Origin of the sequence: Bradyrhizobium agreste (genome assembly GCF_016031625.1) — a bacterium.
Lineage (GTDB): Bacteria > Pseudomonadota > Alphaproteobacteria > Rhizobiales > Xanthobacteraceae > Bradyrhizobium > Bradyrhizobium agreste.
The window spans coordinates 463,544-479,481 of record NZ_JACCHP010000007.1; the positions used below are offsets into that span (position 1 = coordinate 463,544).

At 65.1% G+C, this 15,938-nt stretch carries 17 protein-coding genes; 9 read left to right on the forward strand and 8 right to left on the reverse strand.

The features are described 5' to 3' along the window. Positions 1-112 precede the first annotated feature (112 nt). The 4 genes from mepA (at position 113) to modC (ending at position 3,596) form a co-directional block, all read left to right on the forward strand. Positions 113-1,057, forward strand: coding sequence for a penicillin-insensitive murein endopeptidase (gene mepA, locus HZZ13_RS13825; protein WP_197960118.1), 945 nt, complete (start codon positions 113-115; stop codon positions 1,055-1,057). Positions 1,058-1,385: 328 nt separating this feature from the next. Then, positions 1,386-2,171, forward strand: coding sequence for a molybdate ABC transporter substrate-binding protein (modA, locus tag HZZ13_RS13830; protein ID WP_197960119.1), 786 nt, complete (start codon positions 1,386-1,388; stop codon positions 2,169-2,171). A 64-nt stretch (positions 2,172-2,235) separates the two neighbouring features. Continuing rightward, positions 2,236-2,931, forward strand: a complete 696-nt coding sequence (modB, locus tag HZZ13_RS13835) for a molybdate ABC transporter permease subunit (protein ID WP_197960120.1) — start codon at positions 2,236-2,238, stop codon at positions 2,929-2,931. A gap of 2 nt (positions 2,932-2,933) precedes the next feature. After that, a complete protein-coding gene (gene modC / locus HZZ13_RS13840) occupies positions 2,934-3,596 on the forward strand; it encodes a molybdenum ABC transporter ATP-binding protein (RefSeq protein ID WP_197960121.1) in 663 nt (220 codons plus the stop codon). 163 nt (positions 3,597-3,759) lie between these two features. Here the strand turns inward: modC and HZZ13_RS13845 are convergent, their stop codons facing one another. Then, complete coding sequence (locus HZZ13_RS13845; RefSeq protein WP_197960122.1) at positions 3,760-5,553, reverse strand: potassium/proton antiporter; 1,794 nt, start codon at positions 5,551-5,553, stop codon at positions 3,760-3,762. 190 nt (positions 5,554-5,743) lie between these two features. Between HZZ13_RS13845 and HZZ13_RS13850 the strand changes: the two genes are divergently transcribed. The 3 genes from HZZ13_RS13850 (at position 5,744) to radC (ending at position 8,659) form a co-directional block, all read left to right on the forward strand. Continuing rightward, positions 5,744-6,922: a mechanosensitive ion channel family protein gene (locus tag HZZ13_RS13850; RefSeq protein ID WP_197960123.1), complete on the forward strand. Its 1,179-nt coding sequence runs from the start codon at positions 5,744-5,746 to the stop codon at positions 6,920-6,922. 121 nt (positions 6,923-7,043) lie between these two features. Continuing rightward, entirely contained in the window at positions 7,044-7,862 is an 819-nt protein-coding gene (gene map / locus HZZ13_RS13855; protein ID WP_197960124.1) for a type I methionyl aminopeptidase, read from the forward strand. Positions 7,863-7,945: 83 nt separating this feature from the next. Beyond that, entirely contained in the window at positions 7,946-8,659 is a 714-nt protein-coding gene (radC, locus tag HZZ13_RS13860; protein ID WP_197960125.1) for a RadC family protein, read from the forward strand. A gap of 5 nt (positions 8,660-8,664) precedes the next feature. Here the strand turns inward: radC and HZZ13_RS13865 are convergent, their stop codons facing one another. From HZZ13_RS13865 to HZZ13_RS13895, 7 genes are all read right to left on the reverse strand, one after another. Continuing rightward, entirely contained in the window at positions 8,665-9,369 is a 705-nt protein-coding gene (locus tag HZZ13_RS13865; protein WP_197960126.1) for a tetratricopeptide repeat protein, read from the reverse strand. A gap of 104 nt (positions 9,370-9,473) precedes the next feature. Further along, entirely contained in the window at positions 9,474-9,848 is a 375-nt protein-coding gene (locus HZZ13_RS13870; RefSeq protein ID WP_197960127.1) for a hypothetical protein, read from the reverse strand. Between the two features lie 103 nt (positions 9,849-9,951). Further along, positions 9,952-10,644 carry an AprI/Inh family metalloprotease inhibitor gene (locus HZZ13_RS13875; RefSeq protein ID WP_197960128.1) on the reverse strand — a complete coding sequence of 231 codons (693 nt, stop codon included), beginning with the start codon at positions 10,642-10,644 and terminating at the stop codon, positions 9,952-9,954. Continuing rightward, complete coding sequence (locus HZZ13_RS13880; RefSeq protein WP_197960129.1) at positions 10,644-11,633, reverse strand: 2-hydroxyacid dehydrogenase; 990 nt, start codon at positions 11,631-11,633, stop codon at positions 10,644-10,646. Before HZZ13_RS13880 ends, HZZ13_RS13875 begins: the two co-directional genes overlap by 1 nt. After that, a complete protein-coding gene (locus tag HZZ13_RS13885; RefSeq protein WP_197960130.1) occupies positions 11,633-12,451 on the reverse strand; it encodes an ABC transporter permease in 819 nt (272 codons plus the stop codon). The genes HZZ13_RS13880 and HZZ13_RS13885 overlap by 1 nt, the downstream gene beginning before the upstream one ends. Further along, positions 12,448-13,263, reverse strand: coding sequence for an ABC transporter ATP-binding protein (locus HZZ13_RS13890; protein WP_197960131.1), 816 nt, complete (start codon positions 13,261-13,263; stop codon positions 12,448-12,450). Before HZZ13_RS13890 ends, HZZ13_RS13885 begins: the two co-directional genes overlap by 4 nt. Positions 13,264-13,454: 191 nt before the next feature. Continuing rightward, positions 13,455-14,477 (reverse strand): ABC transporter substrate-binding protein, encoded by a 1,023-nt coding sequence (locus HZZ13_RS13895; protein WP_197960132.1) that lies wholly within the window; start codon positions 14,475-14,477, stop codon positions 13,455-13,457. Positions 14,478-14,615: 138 nt separating this feature from the next. On the opposite strand from HZZ13_RS13895, the gene HZZ13_RS13900 reads away from it, so the two are divergent. Both HZZ13_RS13900 and HZZ13_RS13905 read left to right on the forward strand, forming a co-directional pair. Continuing rightward, entirely contained in the window at positions 14,616-15,422 is an 807-nt protein-coding gene (locus HZZ13_RS13900; protein WP_197960133.1) for a creatininase family protein, read from the forward strand. 139 nt (positions 15,423-15,561) lie between these two features. Further along, a complete protein-coding gene (locus HZZ13_RS13905; protein ID WP_027573809.1) occupies positions 15,562-15,825 on the forward strand; it encodes a hypothetical protein in 264 nt (87 codons plus the stop codon). Positions 15,826-15,938 lie beyond the last annotated feature (113 nt).

The window sequence follows — 15,938 nt, forward strand, 5'->3', positions numbered from 1 at the left end:
ACCGTTAAGAAACGGCGGGTCAAGGCAATTCGGACGCGCGGCGGTGCGCCGGTGGCGGGCTCGTCGCCTCGTCCTTAACCCTGGTGCAGCATTGGGTTATAAGAGCGTCAGCATGAGTCGCCGCGGCATCACCCTCCTCCTGCTCTCGTTGGTCTGCCTGGGCGCCGGTGGCGCGCTGGCCCAGGACAAGGGCAGCATCAACCCGAAGCCGCTGCCGCCGCTCGCCAATCCCAACGACCCCGATCTCGCCGCGAAGGAACTGTTCGCGCGAAAGCTGCTGCCGTCGAAGGGGCCGGCCCATGTCATCGGCTCCTACACCAAGGGCTGCATCGGCGGCGCGGAGCAGATGCCGGTGAACGGCGATCATTGGCAGGTGATGCGGCTGTCGCGCAATCGCAGCTACGGTCATCCCGACATGATCGCGCTGATCAAGCGGCTCGCCGCGAAAGCGCACAAAGACGCAGGCTGGCCCGGCATCCTGGTCGGCGACATCGCCCAGCCGCGCGGCGGGCCGGCGCTGTCAGGCCATGCCAGCCACCAGATCGGTCTCGACGCCGACATCTGGCTGACGCCGATGCCGGACCGCCGGCTCTCGCGCGAGGAGCGCGAGGAGATGTCGGCGGTGATGATGGTGCGCCAGGACCGGCTCGACATCGACCCCAAGGTGTTCACACACGGCCACGTGCTGGTGCTGCGCGATGCGGCGCGGGAGCCCGCCGTGCAGCGCATCTTCGTCAACGCCGCGATCAAAAAGGCGCTGTGCCGCGAGGCCAAGGGCGATCGCGCATGGCTGTCGAAGATCCGGCCCTGGTGGGGCCACGACTACCACTTCCACATTCGCATGCGCTGCCCGGCGGGGGCCGGCGAATGCGAGGGCCAGCCGTCACAGGCCGAGGACGAAGGCTGCAAGCCCGCCGATCTCGCCTACTGGTTCTCCGACGCGGTGCTGCACCCCAAGCCGCCGTCGGAGCCGCCCAAGCCGAAGCCGCCGATGACGCTCGCGCAGATGCCGGCTGCCTGCAAGGCGGTGCTGCATGCAGGCGACGCGAAGCCGTAAGGGTGTCGTTCATCGCTGTCGTCCCGGGGCGCGAAGCGAGCCCGGGACCCATAACCACAGGGAGTGGTTGTGGCGCGAAGTGGTCACTCCGAGTCCTCGCCCAACGTAATCCTGTGGTTATGGATCCCGGGCTCGCGCTACGCGCGCCCCGGGATGACGCGTTTGACCTGAGGCTCCGGCCTGCTATCTTCGCAACTGCGATATCCCCGCCGGCCGTAAGCCGTCGCAAGGGACCGTGGAACAGCGCTTCCGCCCGTCGCATCTGACCCAGCCAACGCCAGATCTGCGCGTGCACCTTGCGCGCGCGAGCTCGCACGGAGCGCATCCCATGTTTCGTCTGTCAGGAGTTTTCACCGCCTTCGTCATTCTTGCAGGCACGGCCCTCGCGCCGGCCGCGGCCGAGGACAAGACCCTTACCGTGTTCGCCGCCGCCTCGATGAAGAACGCGCTCGACGAGATCGACGCCGCCTTCACCGCCAGGACCGGCGTCAAGTTCAGCGTCAGCTACGCCGCAAGCTCGGTGCTGGCCAAGCAGATCGAGCAGGGTGCGCCGGCCGACGTGTTCGTCTCGGCCGACACCAACTGGATGGACTACGCGATCTCCAGGAAGACCATCAACGAGCCCTCCAGGGTCAACCTGCTCGGCAACAGCATCGTGCTGATCGCGCCGAAGGATTCCAGGATCGACAACGTCACGATCGCGCCAGGTTTCGATCTCGCCAAGCTCGCCGGCGACGGCAGGATCGCGACCGGCGACGTCAAGTCGGTGCCTGCAGGCAAATATGCCAAGGCGGCGCTGGAGAAGCTTGGCGCCTGGCAGGCTGCCGAGCCGAAATTCGCCATGGCCGAGAGCGTGCGCGCGGCGCTGACGCTGGTCGCCCGCGGCGAGGCCGCGCTCGGCATCGTCTATTCCACCGACGCCAAGGTCGAGCCGGGCGTCAAGATCGTCGGCACCTTCCCGGCGGAATCGCATCCTGCGATCATCTATCCGGTCGCGGCGACCACCACCGCCAAACCGGAGGCGAACGACTATCTCGCCTTCCTGCGCTCGGCGGCGGCCAAGACCATCCTGGAAAAATACGGCTTCAAGTTCCTGATCAGCCCCACGACCTGAGTCTTGCGACCTGATTCTTGCACCCTGATTTTGCGATCTGATTGCGACCTGAAATGACGACTTGATGTTCGAGATCTCTCCCGCCGAATGGACGGCGATCCTGCTTTCGCTCAGGGTCGCCGTCATCGCCACGCTGGTCGCGACGCCGTTCGGCATTGCGCTGGCATGGCTGCTCGCGCGGCGTGATTTCTGGGGCAAGTCGGTGCTCGACGCCGTGGTGCACCTGCCCCTGGTGCTGCCGCCCGTGGTCACCGGCTATCTCCTGCTGCTCAGCTTCGGCCGCCGCGGTCTCGTCGGCGGCTTTCTCGCGGATTATCTCGGCATCGTCTTCGCGTTCCGCTGGACCGGTGCTGCGCTCGCCTGTGGCGTGATGGCGTTTCCGCTTTTGGTGCGGCCGATGCGGCTCTCGATCGAGGCGATCGACCGCCGGCTCGAGCAGGCCGCGGAGACGCTCGGCGCAGCGCCGTGGAAAGTGTTCTTCACGGTGACGCTGCCCTTGGCGCTGCCAGGCGTGCTCGCCGGCATGGTGCTGGGCTTTGCCAAGGCGATCGGCGAGTTCGGCGCCACCATTACCTTCGTCTCCAACATTCCAGGCGAGACCCAGACGATTTCGTCGGCGATCTATTCCCTGATCCAGACGCCCGACGGCGACGCCGCCGCGGGCCGGCTCGTGATCGTCTCGATCGCGCTCGCGATCGGCGCGCTGATCGCGGCCGAATGGTTCGCCCGCCGTGCCACGCAGCGCCTGCACGGGAATTGACCATGCTGCGCGTCGACGTCGAAAAACAGCTCGGCGACTTCTCGCTGTCCGCATCCTTCAGCAGCGAGGGGCGCGTCATCGGCCTGTTCGGCGCCTCGGGCGCCGGCAAGAGCTCGCTGGTCAACATGATCGCCGGCCTGCTGCGGCCCGATCGCGGCACCATCGCGATCGATGGCGAGACCGTCGACGACACTGCCGCCGGCATTCACGTCCCCACTTACCGCCGCCGCATCGGCTATGTGTTCCAGGATGCGCGGCTGTTTCCGCATCTGAGCGTGGCGCAGAATCTCGACTACGGGCGGCGCATGAACGGACTTGCGCCCGATCCGGCACAGCACAAGCGCATCATCGACCTGCTCGACATCGGCGCGCTGCAGGATCGCCGTCCCGGCAAGCTGTCCGGCGGCGAGCGCCAGCGCGTCGCGCTCGGCCGCGCGCTGCTGTCGAAGCCGCGCCTGCTGCTGCTCGACGAGCCGCTCGGCGCGCTCGACGAGGGCCGCAAGCTCGAGATCCTGCCCTACCTGGTGCGGCTGCGCGACGAGGCCAATGTGCCGATGGTCTATGTCAGCCACGACGTCGCCGAGCTGCGCCAGCTCGCGACACAGATCGTGATGCTGAAGCAGGGACGGGTGACGAGTCTCGGCGGGGTGAAGGTGCTGACGTAGCGGACCGTTTCGCGGCGTCGATAGGGCGGAGCGGATTTCGTGCCCCGGACGCGACGCAGCACGAAGTGATGCGGCGCAGAGCCGGGGCCCACATCCATCATGGGTCCCGGCTCTGCGCCGCAACGCTTGCGCGTTGCAGCGCGTCCGGGACACGAGAGCCTCCCTACACCCCCGCCACCGAGGACCACAGCTCCGCGAGCTTCTTTCGCACCGTCTGGGTGCGTGTCAGCGGCGGCGGTGTCTCGTCCTCCTCCGGCAGGCGCAGGCCGACGATGTTGACGCGGCCACCGGAGATGCTGCGGGCGACCAGCACGATCTCGTCCAGCGCGAGCTCGGCGCCCTCTTTCGGCGCGCGGTCGAGATGGACGTCGAAATAATCGGCGAGCGTGAGCTTGCTCTCGTCCTCGCTCACCTTGACGCCATAGATCCCGGCGAGCTCGGCGAGCGTGTGCTCAGCCGATACCATGAAGTCGCCGAGCAGATGCGGATCGGGCGCGGTGCTCGGCTGCATGTCCACGAAGAAGCGGTCGAGCGACTCGGCTTTTTCCGGCGGGGCCAGCAGATAGATGTAATCGCCCGGCGCGATCGGATCGGCTTCCGTCGGCGTCAGGATGTTCTCGTTGCGGATGACGAGCGTCGGCTTGGACCAGGACGGGATCAGGCCGCGGCGGAAATACAGGCTCTTGGGCCGCACCGGATAGCCGACCAGCTGTTGCTCGAGCTGGCCGGGCAGATCGAGCTCGACGCGGCGGGGGCCGCGCTCGGTGCGCGGCAGCGCCACGTGCAGCCTGCGCGCGGCCGGCGCCAGGGTCCAGCCTTGCAGCAGAAGCGAGATGATGACCACGACGAAGGCGACGTCGAAATAGAGATAGGCCTTGGACTGCCCGACCAGCATCGGGATCGAGGCCAGGAAGATCGCGACCGCACCGCGCAGCCCCGTCCAGGCGATGAAGATCTTCTCACGCCAGTTGAAGCGGAACGGCGAAAGGCAGACGAACACCGCGAGCGGGCGCGCCACCAGCATCAAGACCAGCGCGACGGCGACCGCCGGCAGCACGCTGGCACCCAACCGGCTCGGCGAGACCAGAAGGCCGAGCAGCACGAACATCACGATCTGCGCCAGCCAGGTCGCGGCGTCGAGGAACGTCACCACCGAATTATGCGCGCGGGTCGGCCGGTTGCCGATGATGATGCCGGCGAGATAGACGGCGAGAAAGCCGGAGGCGTGCATGATCTGCGAGCCGCCGAAGATCACGAGCGCGCCCGTGGTCACGAAGGGCGCATGCAGGCCCTGTGGCAGGGCGACCTTGTTGAGCGCGATGACGACGAGGCGGCCGCCGATGACGCCGACGACGGCGCCCAGCGCCGCCTCCAGCACGAACTCCATCAGCACGTGGCCGGGCGAGCTGGTACCGACCGAGATGTATTCCACCAGCATCAAGGTGAGGAAGATCGCGAAGGGATCGTTGGTGCCGGACTCCGCCTCCAGCGTCGCGCCGACGCGCGGGCGCAGACGCAGGCCCTGGGTGTGCACCAGGAGGAACACGGCGGCCGCGTCGGTCGAGGCCACCACCGCCCCGACCAGCAGCGACTCCGACCAGTTGAGGTCGAGCGTGTATTTGGCGAAGGGCGCCGTCACCAGCGCGGTCAGCAGCACGCCGACGGTCGCGAGCACCACGGACGGCGCAAGCACGGTGCGGATGCTGGCAAAGCGCGTGCGCAAACCGCCGTCGAACAGGATCAGGGCGAGCGCGACGGAGCCGACCAGATAGGTGGTGCGGACGTCGTCGAACTGGAGCCGACCGGGGCCGGAATCGCCGGCGAGCATGCCGATGACAAGGAAGACGAGCAGCAAGGGCGCGCCGAAGCGCAGCGCAAGCAGGCTCGAGAGGATGCCGGCCATGACGAGGACGGCGCCGAGTAATATGGCGAGACTGACGGAGTCGAGGGAAGCCATCCACCTTCCGGATAAAAAAACGCTGGAATTTCATCCTTATCGTCGGCGGACTCGCGCGCCAACCGATTTTCGCGCTTCGCGGCAATCTGCCCGCATTTTACGGCCTTAACGCGCATCACGTCACGGTGTATCGATGGCCCGGCCGCGCCCGCCCTCGAATCAATTCCTGCCCGCTTGCCGACGAGACCCGATGGACATGGACCTCAAAGACTTCATGGAGTTCGTGCAGACCACCGCACGCAGCGTCGGGGCGGAAATCTCCTCACCCTGGTTCTACCTGCAATTCGGCCTCATCCTGACCGCGGCCGGCATCGCCTATGCCGCCGAGGCCGCCATTCGCAGCCGCGTCGACCTGACCTCGCTGGCGATGCGCTGGCCGCTGCCGCTCCGGCATTTCGTTCGGGTCATGGTCGCCAGCGCCTCGACGGCGGTGTTCACGCTGCTCGTGATCGTCTCGCGCGTGGCGATGTATCACGCGACCTGGCCGAGCCGCTCCTATCTCCTGATGGTCGCAGCCAAGCTGGGCTTCGCCTGGCTGGTGATCCGGCTCGTGACCTCGGTGCTGCGCAATGCCTTCATCGTCAAGCTGGTGTCGATCACGGCCTGGTTCGTCGCCGCGCTCTCCATCGTCGGCCAGCTCGACGCGACGGTCGACCTGTTGGATTCCTTCGCGATCGTGCTCGGCGGCCTCAGGCTGACCCCGCTTCTGGCGCTCAAGGCCGGCGCGCTGCTGCTGATCGCGCTCTGGCTCACCAACATCGCCAGCAATTTCGCCGAGAGCCGGATCAATTCGACCACCGATCTGACGCCGTCGGTGCAGGTGCTGCTGGTCAAGATCATCCCGGGCATCATCCTGCTCGCCGACAAATCGGTGAAGCCCGGCGATCTCGTCACCATCGGCGACAATACCGGCCGCATCAGCGCGATGAAGACGCGCTATATTTCCGTCGCTGCCGGCGACGGGCGCGAATTCCTGGTGCCGAACGAGGATCTGGTGACGCAGAAGGTCGTCAACTGGACCTATACCGACAAGAACACGCTGGTGAAGATCGCCTTCGGCACCAATTACGACGCCGACCCGAAATTGGTCTGCAAGCTTGCGGCCGAGACCGCGGAAGCCCATCCCCGCGCGCAGAAGGGCAAGCCGCCGACCTGCCTCCTGACCGAGTTCGCGGAAGCCGGGATGAAGTTCTCGCTGACCTTCTGGATCGCCGATCCCGACGGCATGGACAAGGTCAAGAGCGACGTGATGCTGGAGCTGTGGGACGCCTTCAAGCGCGAGGGCATCCGGGTTCCCTATCCCGTCCGCGAAATCCGCATCCGCGGCGGCGCCCTGCCGGTGGAAACCGCCGTAGAAGTCCCGAATTAGGACGTTTTCGCACCAAAGGAGCCGCATCGTCGGCTTGCATGAAGGCCGCCAATCATTAAATTGGGGCGTGAAATCAAGCCTTTCCACCGACATCGAGATCAGCCGAAAAGACCGCACATTCATGAGCTACGTCGAAGCCACCGAGACCTCCCTGCGCAAGACCGGACAGATCAAGCTGCACGGGCCGGCCGCCTTTGCCGGCATGCGCAAGGCGGGCGCGCTGGTGGCCAAGTGCCTGGACGAGCTCACCGACATCGTCGGGCCCGGCGTGCCGACCTCTAGAATCGACGACTTCGTCCGCGACTTCGCCTTCAGCCACGGTTCCTATCCGGCGACGCTGATGTATCGCGGCTACCGCTACTCGACCTGTACCTCGCTCAACCACGTGGTCTGCCACGGCATGCCCGGCGACCGCCCGCTGAAGGAAGGCGACATCGTCAATATCGACGTCACCTTCATCGTCGACGGCTGGTATGGCGATTCCAGCCGGATGTATGCGATCGGCCCGATCGCCCGCAAGGCGGAGCGGCTGATCGAGGTGACCTATGAAGCGATGATGCGCGGCATCGCCGCGGTGAAGCCCGGCGCCACCACCGGCGACATCGGCCACGCCATCCAGAGCTTCGTCGAGCCGCAGGGCATGAGCGTGGTGCGCGATTTCTGCGGCCATGGTCTGGGACGCATGTTCCACGACGAGCCGAACATCATCCATATCGGCCGGCCCGGCGAAGGCGTGCAGCTCAAGCCCGGCATGTTCTTCACCATCGAGCCGATGATCAATCTCGGCAAGCCGCATGTGAAGATCCTCTCCGACGGCTGGACCGCGGTCACCCGCGACCGCTCGCTGTCGGCGCAGTTCGAGCACTCGGTCGGCGTCACCGCGACGGGCGTGGAGATTTTCACGCTGTCGGAGCGGCACGGCGAGAAGCAGATCGGGTGATCTGGGGCGCCGTCGTATGACGCGCAACTGCTGCCGCAATTGACGGTTGCAAAAACGCTGGTCCCCGGCAATGCTGGCGGCCGATGCCCGCCAAGCCTGACCACGACAAGAGCAAGCCCGAAGACGCGCCGCACTACCTCGGCCATCGCGAGCGGCTGCGTGAGCGCTTCTACAGCGCGGGCGCGGATGCGCTCAGCGATTACGAGCTGCTCGAGATGGCCCTGTTTGCCGCGCTGCCGCGCCGCGACACCAAGCCGCTCGCCAAGCTGCTGATCAAGACCTTCGGCTCGTTCGCCGAGGTCGTGCATGCGCCGGTGGCGCGCCTGCGCGAGGTCGAGGGTGTCGGCGAGTCCGCGATCAACCAGCTCAAGCTGATCGCCGCGGCGGCGCATCGCGTCGCCAAGGGCGAGGTCAACAGCCGCAACGCACTGTCGTCCTGGAACGAGGTGATCGCCTATTGCCGCACCAGCATGGCGTTCGCCGACAAGGAGCAATTCCGCCTGCTGTTCCTGGACAAGCGCAACCAGCTGATCGCCGACGAGGTGCAGCAGACCGGCACGGTCGACCACACGCCGGTCTATCCGCGCGAGGTGATCAAGCGGGCGCTGGAATTATCGGCGACCGCGCTGATCCTGGTGCACAATCACCCCTCAGGCGATCCCTCGCCGTCGCAGGCCGACATCCAGATGACGAAGGCGATCATCGATATCGCAAAGCCGCTGGGGATTGCCGTGCACGATCACATCATCGTGGGTAGAAGCGGGCATGCGAGCTTGAGGGGGCTGCGGTTGATCTAGGCCAATCAGAACGCCTGGTTCTGGGCGGCTTTCAAGTGGTCTTCCGCGGCTGTGATGCCGGCGAATGCCTTGAGCGTCAGAGCAGTCGGTTGCGGCTTCCATTCGGCAACCAGTTTCTCGGCCTTCTCGAGCTCCGGCTTGGACAACATGGAAGCCATCTCGTTGACATTCTTGGCCGGCGCCACCTTCGAGAGCTTGAAATAGGCATACGACAGAGACAGATCCCTCGGCGTGCCCTTTCCTGCAGAATATGCCCGGGACAGGCTGAAGAGGGCGCCAGGGAGGCCCTGGTCGCCTGCCAGCTTCCACCATTTCAGCGCTTCTTCCGAGTTCCCTTGCCGGTCATACATGAGAGCGACATCGTGCTGAGCACGCGCGTAACCGGCCTTGGCGGAAACAAGCTTGTACTTCAATGCCTGATCCGGATCCGTTGCGACGACGCCCACGCCTTGCCCGTCATAATAACAGCCGAGCTTGTAGGCTCCGAGCGGATCGTTGGCCGCAGCCGATTTTTGAAACCATTCGAATGCCTGGCTGCGATCCTGCTGTGTGCCGATGCCGTTATTGTGCATCATGCCGACATGATATTGCGCCTCCGCATCTCCGCGATTGGCAAGCGCCACCATCGCATTGAAGGTGCGGGTGTCATTCGCGCCGGCGGGCGTCGCGACAAGCAGAAGGCACAAAAAGGGCAGGGCAACGAATTTCATGTCAAAGCCCGATCGAGTTTGAACCATTCCGTCTTGGTCGCTCGAGACGGAGAAAAAGTTCGAAATCCGACGGATTCCAAAATCAGCGATTTTTGGCCATCCCGTCAGGGCTCCACCCAGCGCTGCACCGCCTCGACGGTGTCGGCCGGCGTGGTGTTGAAGCAGATCGCGGCGTCCGGCGCCAAACGGTGAATGAGGTTGAGCACCTTCTCGAACAGCAGCAGGCGCTCCCTGGGCTCGCGCAGGCCGGCGCCGATCACGATGCAGTCGAAGCGCTCATCGCGCAGCGCGGCCACCACACCGGCTTCGGCTGTGGCATCGAGATCGATCAGGCAGCTCGTGACCTCGAAGCCGAGATCGCGCAGGCGCAACAGCTGCGCCTCGATGTAGTCGCGCACGAGCTCCGGCGTCAGCTGCGGGAATGCGCCGTAATCGGCATTGCCGGGTTCGATGCCGATCGCAAGGACGCGCTTGGCCATGCGGGATCTCCCAACGAAATCACCTCGTCCGTCAACGAGATGCCCGGTCTGCAGGTTCCGCTCTCGCGCGGCGTCCTCAAGGCGGCGACGAATGTCGCCAGACCTACTGGCGCAGCATGATCAGGGGATCGGCGGTGTCGGGGACGCGGCGCCATTGCGCGTTGTCGTCGGCCTCGAACTGCCAGGCTTCGCCTGACTTCGACATCAGGATGATCTGGCCGCGCTCAAGCCGCCATTGCGTCGGGTTGAACTGCGCGATCGCAGCATCGCATCTCGGCTTGAGGAAGACCTGGAAATTGTCCGGCCCCGCTTCGGTGTTGGTCAGCGTCAGCCCGCACACCGGCTGGCCGTTGCCGCGCACCATCGACCAGTCGCCGATCATCTGGTCCATTGACTTGGCCATCGAGCGCGCCGCGGCGAGGTCCTGCAGAATGTAGACGCCCTCGCCCTGGCGCAGGCCCTCGAAGATGCCGGCCTCGACCTCGGTGAAGTCGATCACGGCTTCGCCGGTCGCATCCTGCAGGCGCACGATGTCGAGGCCCTTCACGCTCCAGGCGACGATGTCCTTGGTGAAGGGCAGCGCGGTCTTGCAGGCCGGCTCCAGCTCCAGCTTGAAACCCTGGCCTGCAGCGTCACCCTTGAGCGTGACGACGCAGGTCTTGCTGCGCTCGGTGGTCGAGAGCTCCCATTGTCCGGGCATCTGCTTCTTCAGGCTCGTCGCATCCTGCGCTTGCGCAGGGCTCATCGCGGCAAGACATGCCACGATGGCGAATGCGAGAACCCGGAGAATTCTCATCAGCGCCCCCTAAACGGCGTTTCCGCAACCGGCGTCAGTGGCGCCTTGCCGGCGAACCAGGCCTTGATATTGTCGACCACGAGCTGGTCCATGGCGTTGCGCGTCACCACCGAGGCCGAGCCGATATGCGGCAGCAGCACGACGTTCTGCATGGACTTGAGCTCGTCGGGAACGTTCGGCTCGGCCGCGAACACGTCGAGGCCGGCGGCGAGAATGGTGCCGGACTTCAGCGCCTGGATCAGCGCGGGCTCGTCGACCACCGAGCCGCGGGCGACGTTGACCAGCACGCCGCGCGGACCGAGCGCCTTCAGCACCTCGGCATTGATCATCTTTTCGGTCGAGGCGCCGCCGGGCACGATCACAACAAGCGTGTCGACGGCTTTCGCCATCTCGATCAGGTCAGGGTAGTGCTTGTAGGCGACGTCCTTGGAGGGGTTGCGCGAGTGATAGACCACCGGCACCAGCGAGGCATCGAGCCGGCGCGCGATGGCTTGGCCGATCCGGCCCATGCCGACGATGCCGACCTTGCGGTCGCGCAGCGAGCCGACGCTGAGCGGATAGTTCTGGGTCTGCCAGAGCCCGGAGCGGACATAGCGGTCGGCCTTGATGAACTCGCGCAAGGTCGAGATCAGAAGGCCCATCGCGACGTCGGCGACCTCCTCAGTCAAGACGTCGGGCGTGTTGGTGACGATGATGTCGTGCTCGGCGGCATATTTGGCGTCGATGTGGTCGTAGCCGACGCCGAAGCTCGCCACCATCTCCAGCTTCGGCAGCTGCGACAGCGAATCCTTGTCCGCGCGCACGGTGTGGTAGGTCACCGCGACGCCGCGAATCCTGTCGCGGACCGCGGGCGTCAGCCGCTCGAGATCACCGCGCGTCTCCGCCTTGTGCACGACGAAATGATCGGAAAAGCCGTTCTCGAGGATCGGCCGCACCGGCCCATAGATCAGAAGGTCGATCTTTTCGGACGAAATCGAACCGGCAGCCATCAGTTTTCCTTTCCAAGCGCGCTCTCATGCCAGCGCCGTAAAACGAGGTGGGAAACTAGCGCCAGCACCCCATAGATGACAATCCCAGCCAGCGACAACAGCAGCAGGCTTGCGAACATGCGGGGTATGTTCAAGCGATAGCCGGATTCGGCGATCCTGTAGGCGAGCCCGGAGCCGGCGCCCGCCGTTCCGGCCGCGATCTCGGCCACGACCGCGCCGATCAGCGACAGTCCGCCGGCGATGCGCAGGCCGCCGAGAATGTAGGGCAGCGCCGCCGGCAGCTTGAGGAAGCGCAGGGTTTGCGGCTTCGATGCGCCATAGAGCTGGAACAGGCCGGCGAGGTTGCGATCCACCGAGTTCAGCCCGAGCGTGGTGTTGGACAGCACCGGGAAGAATGCGACGATGAAGGCGCAGACGACGACCGCGGTCTGCTGCTCCAGATAGATCAGCAGGAGCGGCGCGATCGCGATGACAGGCGTCACCTGGAGCACGATGGCATAGGGGAACAGCGAATATTCCACCCATTTCGACTGGTTGAACAGCAGCGCCAGCGCGATGCCACCGACGCTGGCGGCGACAAAACCTTCGAGCGTGGTTGCAAGCGTGGTCGCCAGCGATTGTGACAGCACCGCCCAGTCCTTGATCAGCGTCAGCACGATGATTGAGGGCGCCGGCAGCACGTAAGGCGGGATCTCCCTGATGCGGACCACCAGTTCCCAGGCGAGGAGGCCGGCCGCGAAGACGATGACGGGCAGCACGAAACGCATTGCGCGTTGCGCATGGGACGATTTTGCGGGCACAGGAGCTTGCGCGCTCATAGCGTCGATTGCTCCGAATAGGACGGCGCCAGCGCGGCGGACACGCGTCGGCAATAATCGGAATAGGCCGCCGAGGTGCGAAACTCCTCCCCGCGCGGCTCGACCGTCTCGATACGGATGTCGGCCTGGATGCGGCCGGGCCGCGCCGTCATGACGACGACGCGCTGCGACAGATAGACGGATTCGAACACCGAATGGGTAACGAAGATGACGGTCTTGCGCAAAGACCGCCACAGCGCGAGCAGATCGTTGTTGAGGCGGAAGCGCGTAATCTCGTCGAGCGCGGCGAACGGCTCGTCCATCAGCAGGATATCCGGATCGGTGACGAGCGCACGCGCCAGCGACACCCGCATCTTCATGCCGCCGGAGAGCTCGCGCGGAAAGCTATCCGCGAAATCGGCAAGGCCGACGCTGGCCAGCGCCGCATCGGCACGCGCGCGCCCCTCCGCCTTCGGCACGCCTGCGAGCTTCAAGGGCAGCCGCACGTTCTCTCGCACGTTGGTCCAGGGCATCAGGGTCGGCTCCTGGAACACGAAGCCGATGCCGTGACCCGGCAGCACCTCGCCCTCGTGCCGTGCCACCCGCACCGTGCCCGATGATGGCGCGCTGAGCTCGGCGATCAGCCGCAACACCGTCGACTTGCCACAGCCGGACGGGCCCAGCAGCGAGACGAACTCGCCATTGCGGACAGCAAGGTCGAACGGACCGAGCGCCATCACGCCGTTGTCGTAAGTTTTCGTCACGCCGCGCAGGCTGACGGCAAGCGCCGTCAGGCTGGACTCGACGGCAGGCGAGGTTTTGCTCTCTGTCATCGAGTGCTGGCAATGATGAGACGCGGTCGAACGGCGTCCCTCACCTCTCCCCAACGGGGAGAGGTGAGGGGGCTCAGGCCCCACGAGGGAGCGTAACCCCTCACCCGGATCGCATCTGACGATGCGATCCGACCTCTCCCTTCGGGAGAGGTGAGCGACGCCGCCACACGTTGATCCAGCCGCGACATCTGTTACGGCTTGTTCGGGCGCAGCTCGACGCCGACGCCCTTGTTGACGAAGCGCAGCGTGTAGGACTTGCGATAGTCGAGATCCGCCTTCACGACGCCGGCCTTGACCATCTTGTTGAAGAAGGAGGCATAGCGCTCGTCGCTCATCGCACCGATGCCGTTCTTCAAGCTGTCGCCGGAATCGACGATGCCGTGCTCCTTCATCTTGGCCACGGAATAGGCCAGGAGATCGTCGGTCATCTCCGGGTTGAGCTGCTTGATCAGGGCATTGCCGGCGGAATTGTCGCGGTAGATGTAATTGTACCAGCCGATCATGGAGGCATCGACGAAGCGCTGCACGAGGTCAGGCTTCTTCTCGACGATCTCGCGGCGGGTTTCGATCAGCGTCGAATAGGTGTTGAAGCCGTAATCGGCGAGCAGCAGCACATTGGGCTTGAAGCCGGCGGCCTTCTCGACTGCGAAGGGCTCGGAGGTGACGTAACCCTGCATGGCGCTCTTGGGATTGGCGATGAAGGGCTGCGGATTGAAATTGTAGGGGCGGACGTTCTTCTCGCTGAAGCCGTATTCGGATTTCAGCCACTGGAAATAGCTGGTCATGCCTTCCTTGGAGACGAACAGCGTCAGCGGCTTGAGGTCCTCGATCTTGGTGACCTTGGCGTCGGGCTGCGTCAGCATCACCTGCGGATCCTTCTGGAACACCGCGGCGATGGTGACGACGGGAACGTTGTTGGCGACGGCGTCGAACGACATCAGCGTGTTCGCGGCCATGAAGAAATCGATCTTGCCGGCGATCAGCAGCATCCGGTTGTTCTCGTTCGGGCCGCCGGGGACGATGGTGACGTCAAGGCCGTATTTCTTGTAGGTGCCGTCGGCGATGGCCTGGAAGAAGCCGCCATGCTCGGCCTCGGCGACCCAGTTGGTGCCGAAGGCGACCTTGTCGAGCGTTTCAGCTCGCGCCGGGACGCTTCCGACCCAAGCGGCCATCAGGCCGGCAATTAACGCTCGCCGCAGATGAAAGGGGGTCATGATGGCACTCCGTCGATCGTGGCTGGCCGATATGAAGGCAACGCGATAAAACTGCATGACATTTGGGGACGCGCGCCGACGAGGCCCGCGTCCCCTCATACCCAAATTACGTGACAAATTCGGGCAAAGAAACCCACGATGACGCCACCCCGCGACTGGATCGACATCAACTGGGCCAATGCGGCCCCTGTGGATGTGTCGCGCTGGATCGCGGTGCTGCCGCTGGCGGCGACCGAGCAGCACGGCCCGCATCTGCCGCTGACGACGGACGTGCTGATCGCGGACGCTTATCTGGCTCGTGTGCGCGAGCTGCTGCCCGAGCGCGTTCCGGCCAGTTTCCTCCCCGTTGAGCCAATCGGGATTTCCACCGAGCATATCGACTATCCGGGCACGCAGACGCTCCCGACTGAAGTTGCGCTGAGGAAATGGACAGGGATCGGCGAGGACGTTGCACGCCGCGGCGTGAAGAAGCTCGTCATCGTCACCAGCCATGGCGGCAACAGCGCGGCGATGACGCTGGTCGCGCAGGACCTTCGCGCGCATCACAAGCTGTTCGTGGTGACGACGTCGTGGTCGCGGCTCTCAGGCGCCGACAAATTGTTCCCGGCCGATGAGGTGCGCCACGGCATTCACGGCGGCGCGGTCGAGACCTCGATCATGCTGGCGCGCTATCCTGATCAGGTACGCAAGGATGCGATCGCTGATTTTCCCGCGAGCAGCGTCGCGCTGGAGCAGCAATATCGCTGGCTGTCGACGCAGCGGCCGGCGCCGTTCGCCTGGCAGGCGCAGGATCTCAACGCCAGCGGCGCAGTCGGCAACGCGACGCTGGCTGAGTCAGCGAAGGGAGAGCAGCTGCTCGATCAGGGCGCGAGGGCGTTCTCCGAGCTGCTGGGGGAGGTCGATAACTTCGACGTGAACAGGCTCGCCAAGGGGCCGCTCGGCTAGCCCGCATCCACCTGAAACCATTCGGGAAACGACCGGCTTCCGAGAGCGCCAGATGCGCTTTCGAACCGGAGGCGAGGAGCCTCCGTCCAACTGGCACGCGGGCCACAACGGACCGCCTCAACCCCGGATGGAGTTTCACATGTCGATCAAGACCAAGATTGCCGCCGCAGCTCTCGCTGCCCTCGCCGTCACCGGCAGCATCGCGTCCACCACCACCTCGGCCGAAGCCAAGCAGCCCGGCTGGGTCTGGGGTGTCGGCGCCGGCATCGCCACCGCCGCCGTCGTCGGCTCCGCGATCGCCGCCAGCAATGATCCCTATTATTACGGCTATCACCGCTGCGGCTGGGTCGCCCAGTACAACGCCTTCGGCCAGTACGTCGGCCGCGTCCGCACCTGCTACTGATCCTGAGTACCTGAGGCCGATCTCCACGTGGATCCTGCGTCCGACACGGGCGCCTCATCCACCCCGTGTCGGACGCAGGATCCACGTGGAGATCGGCCTCAGGTACTCAGGAT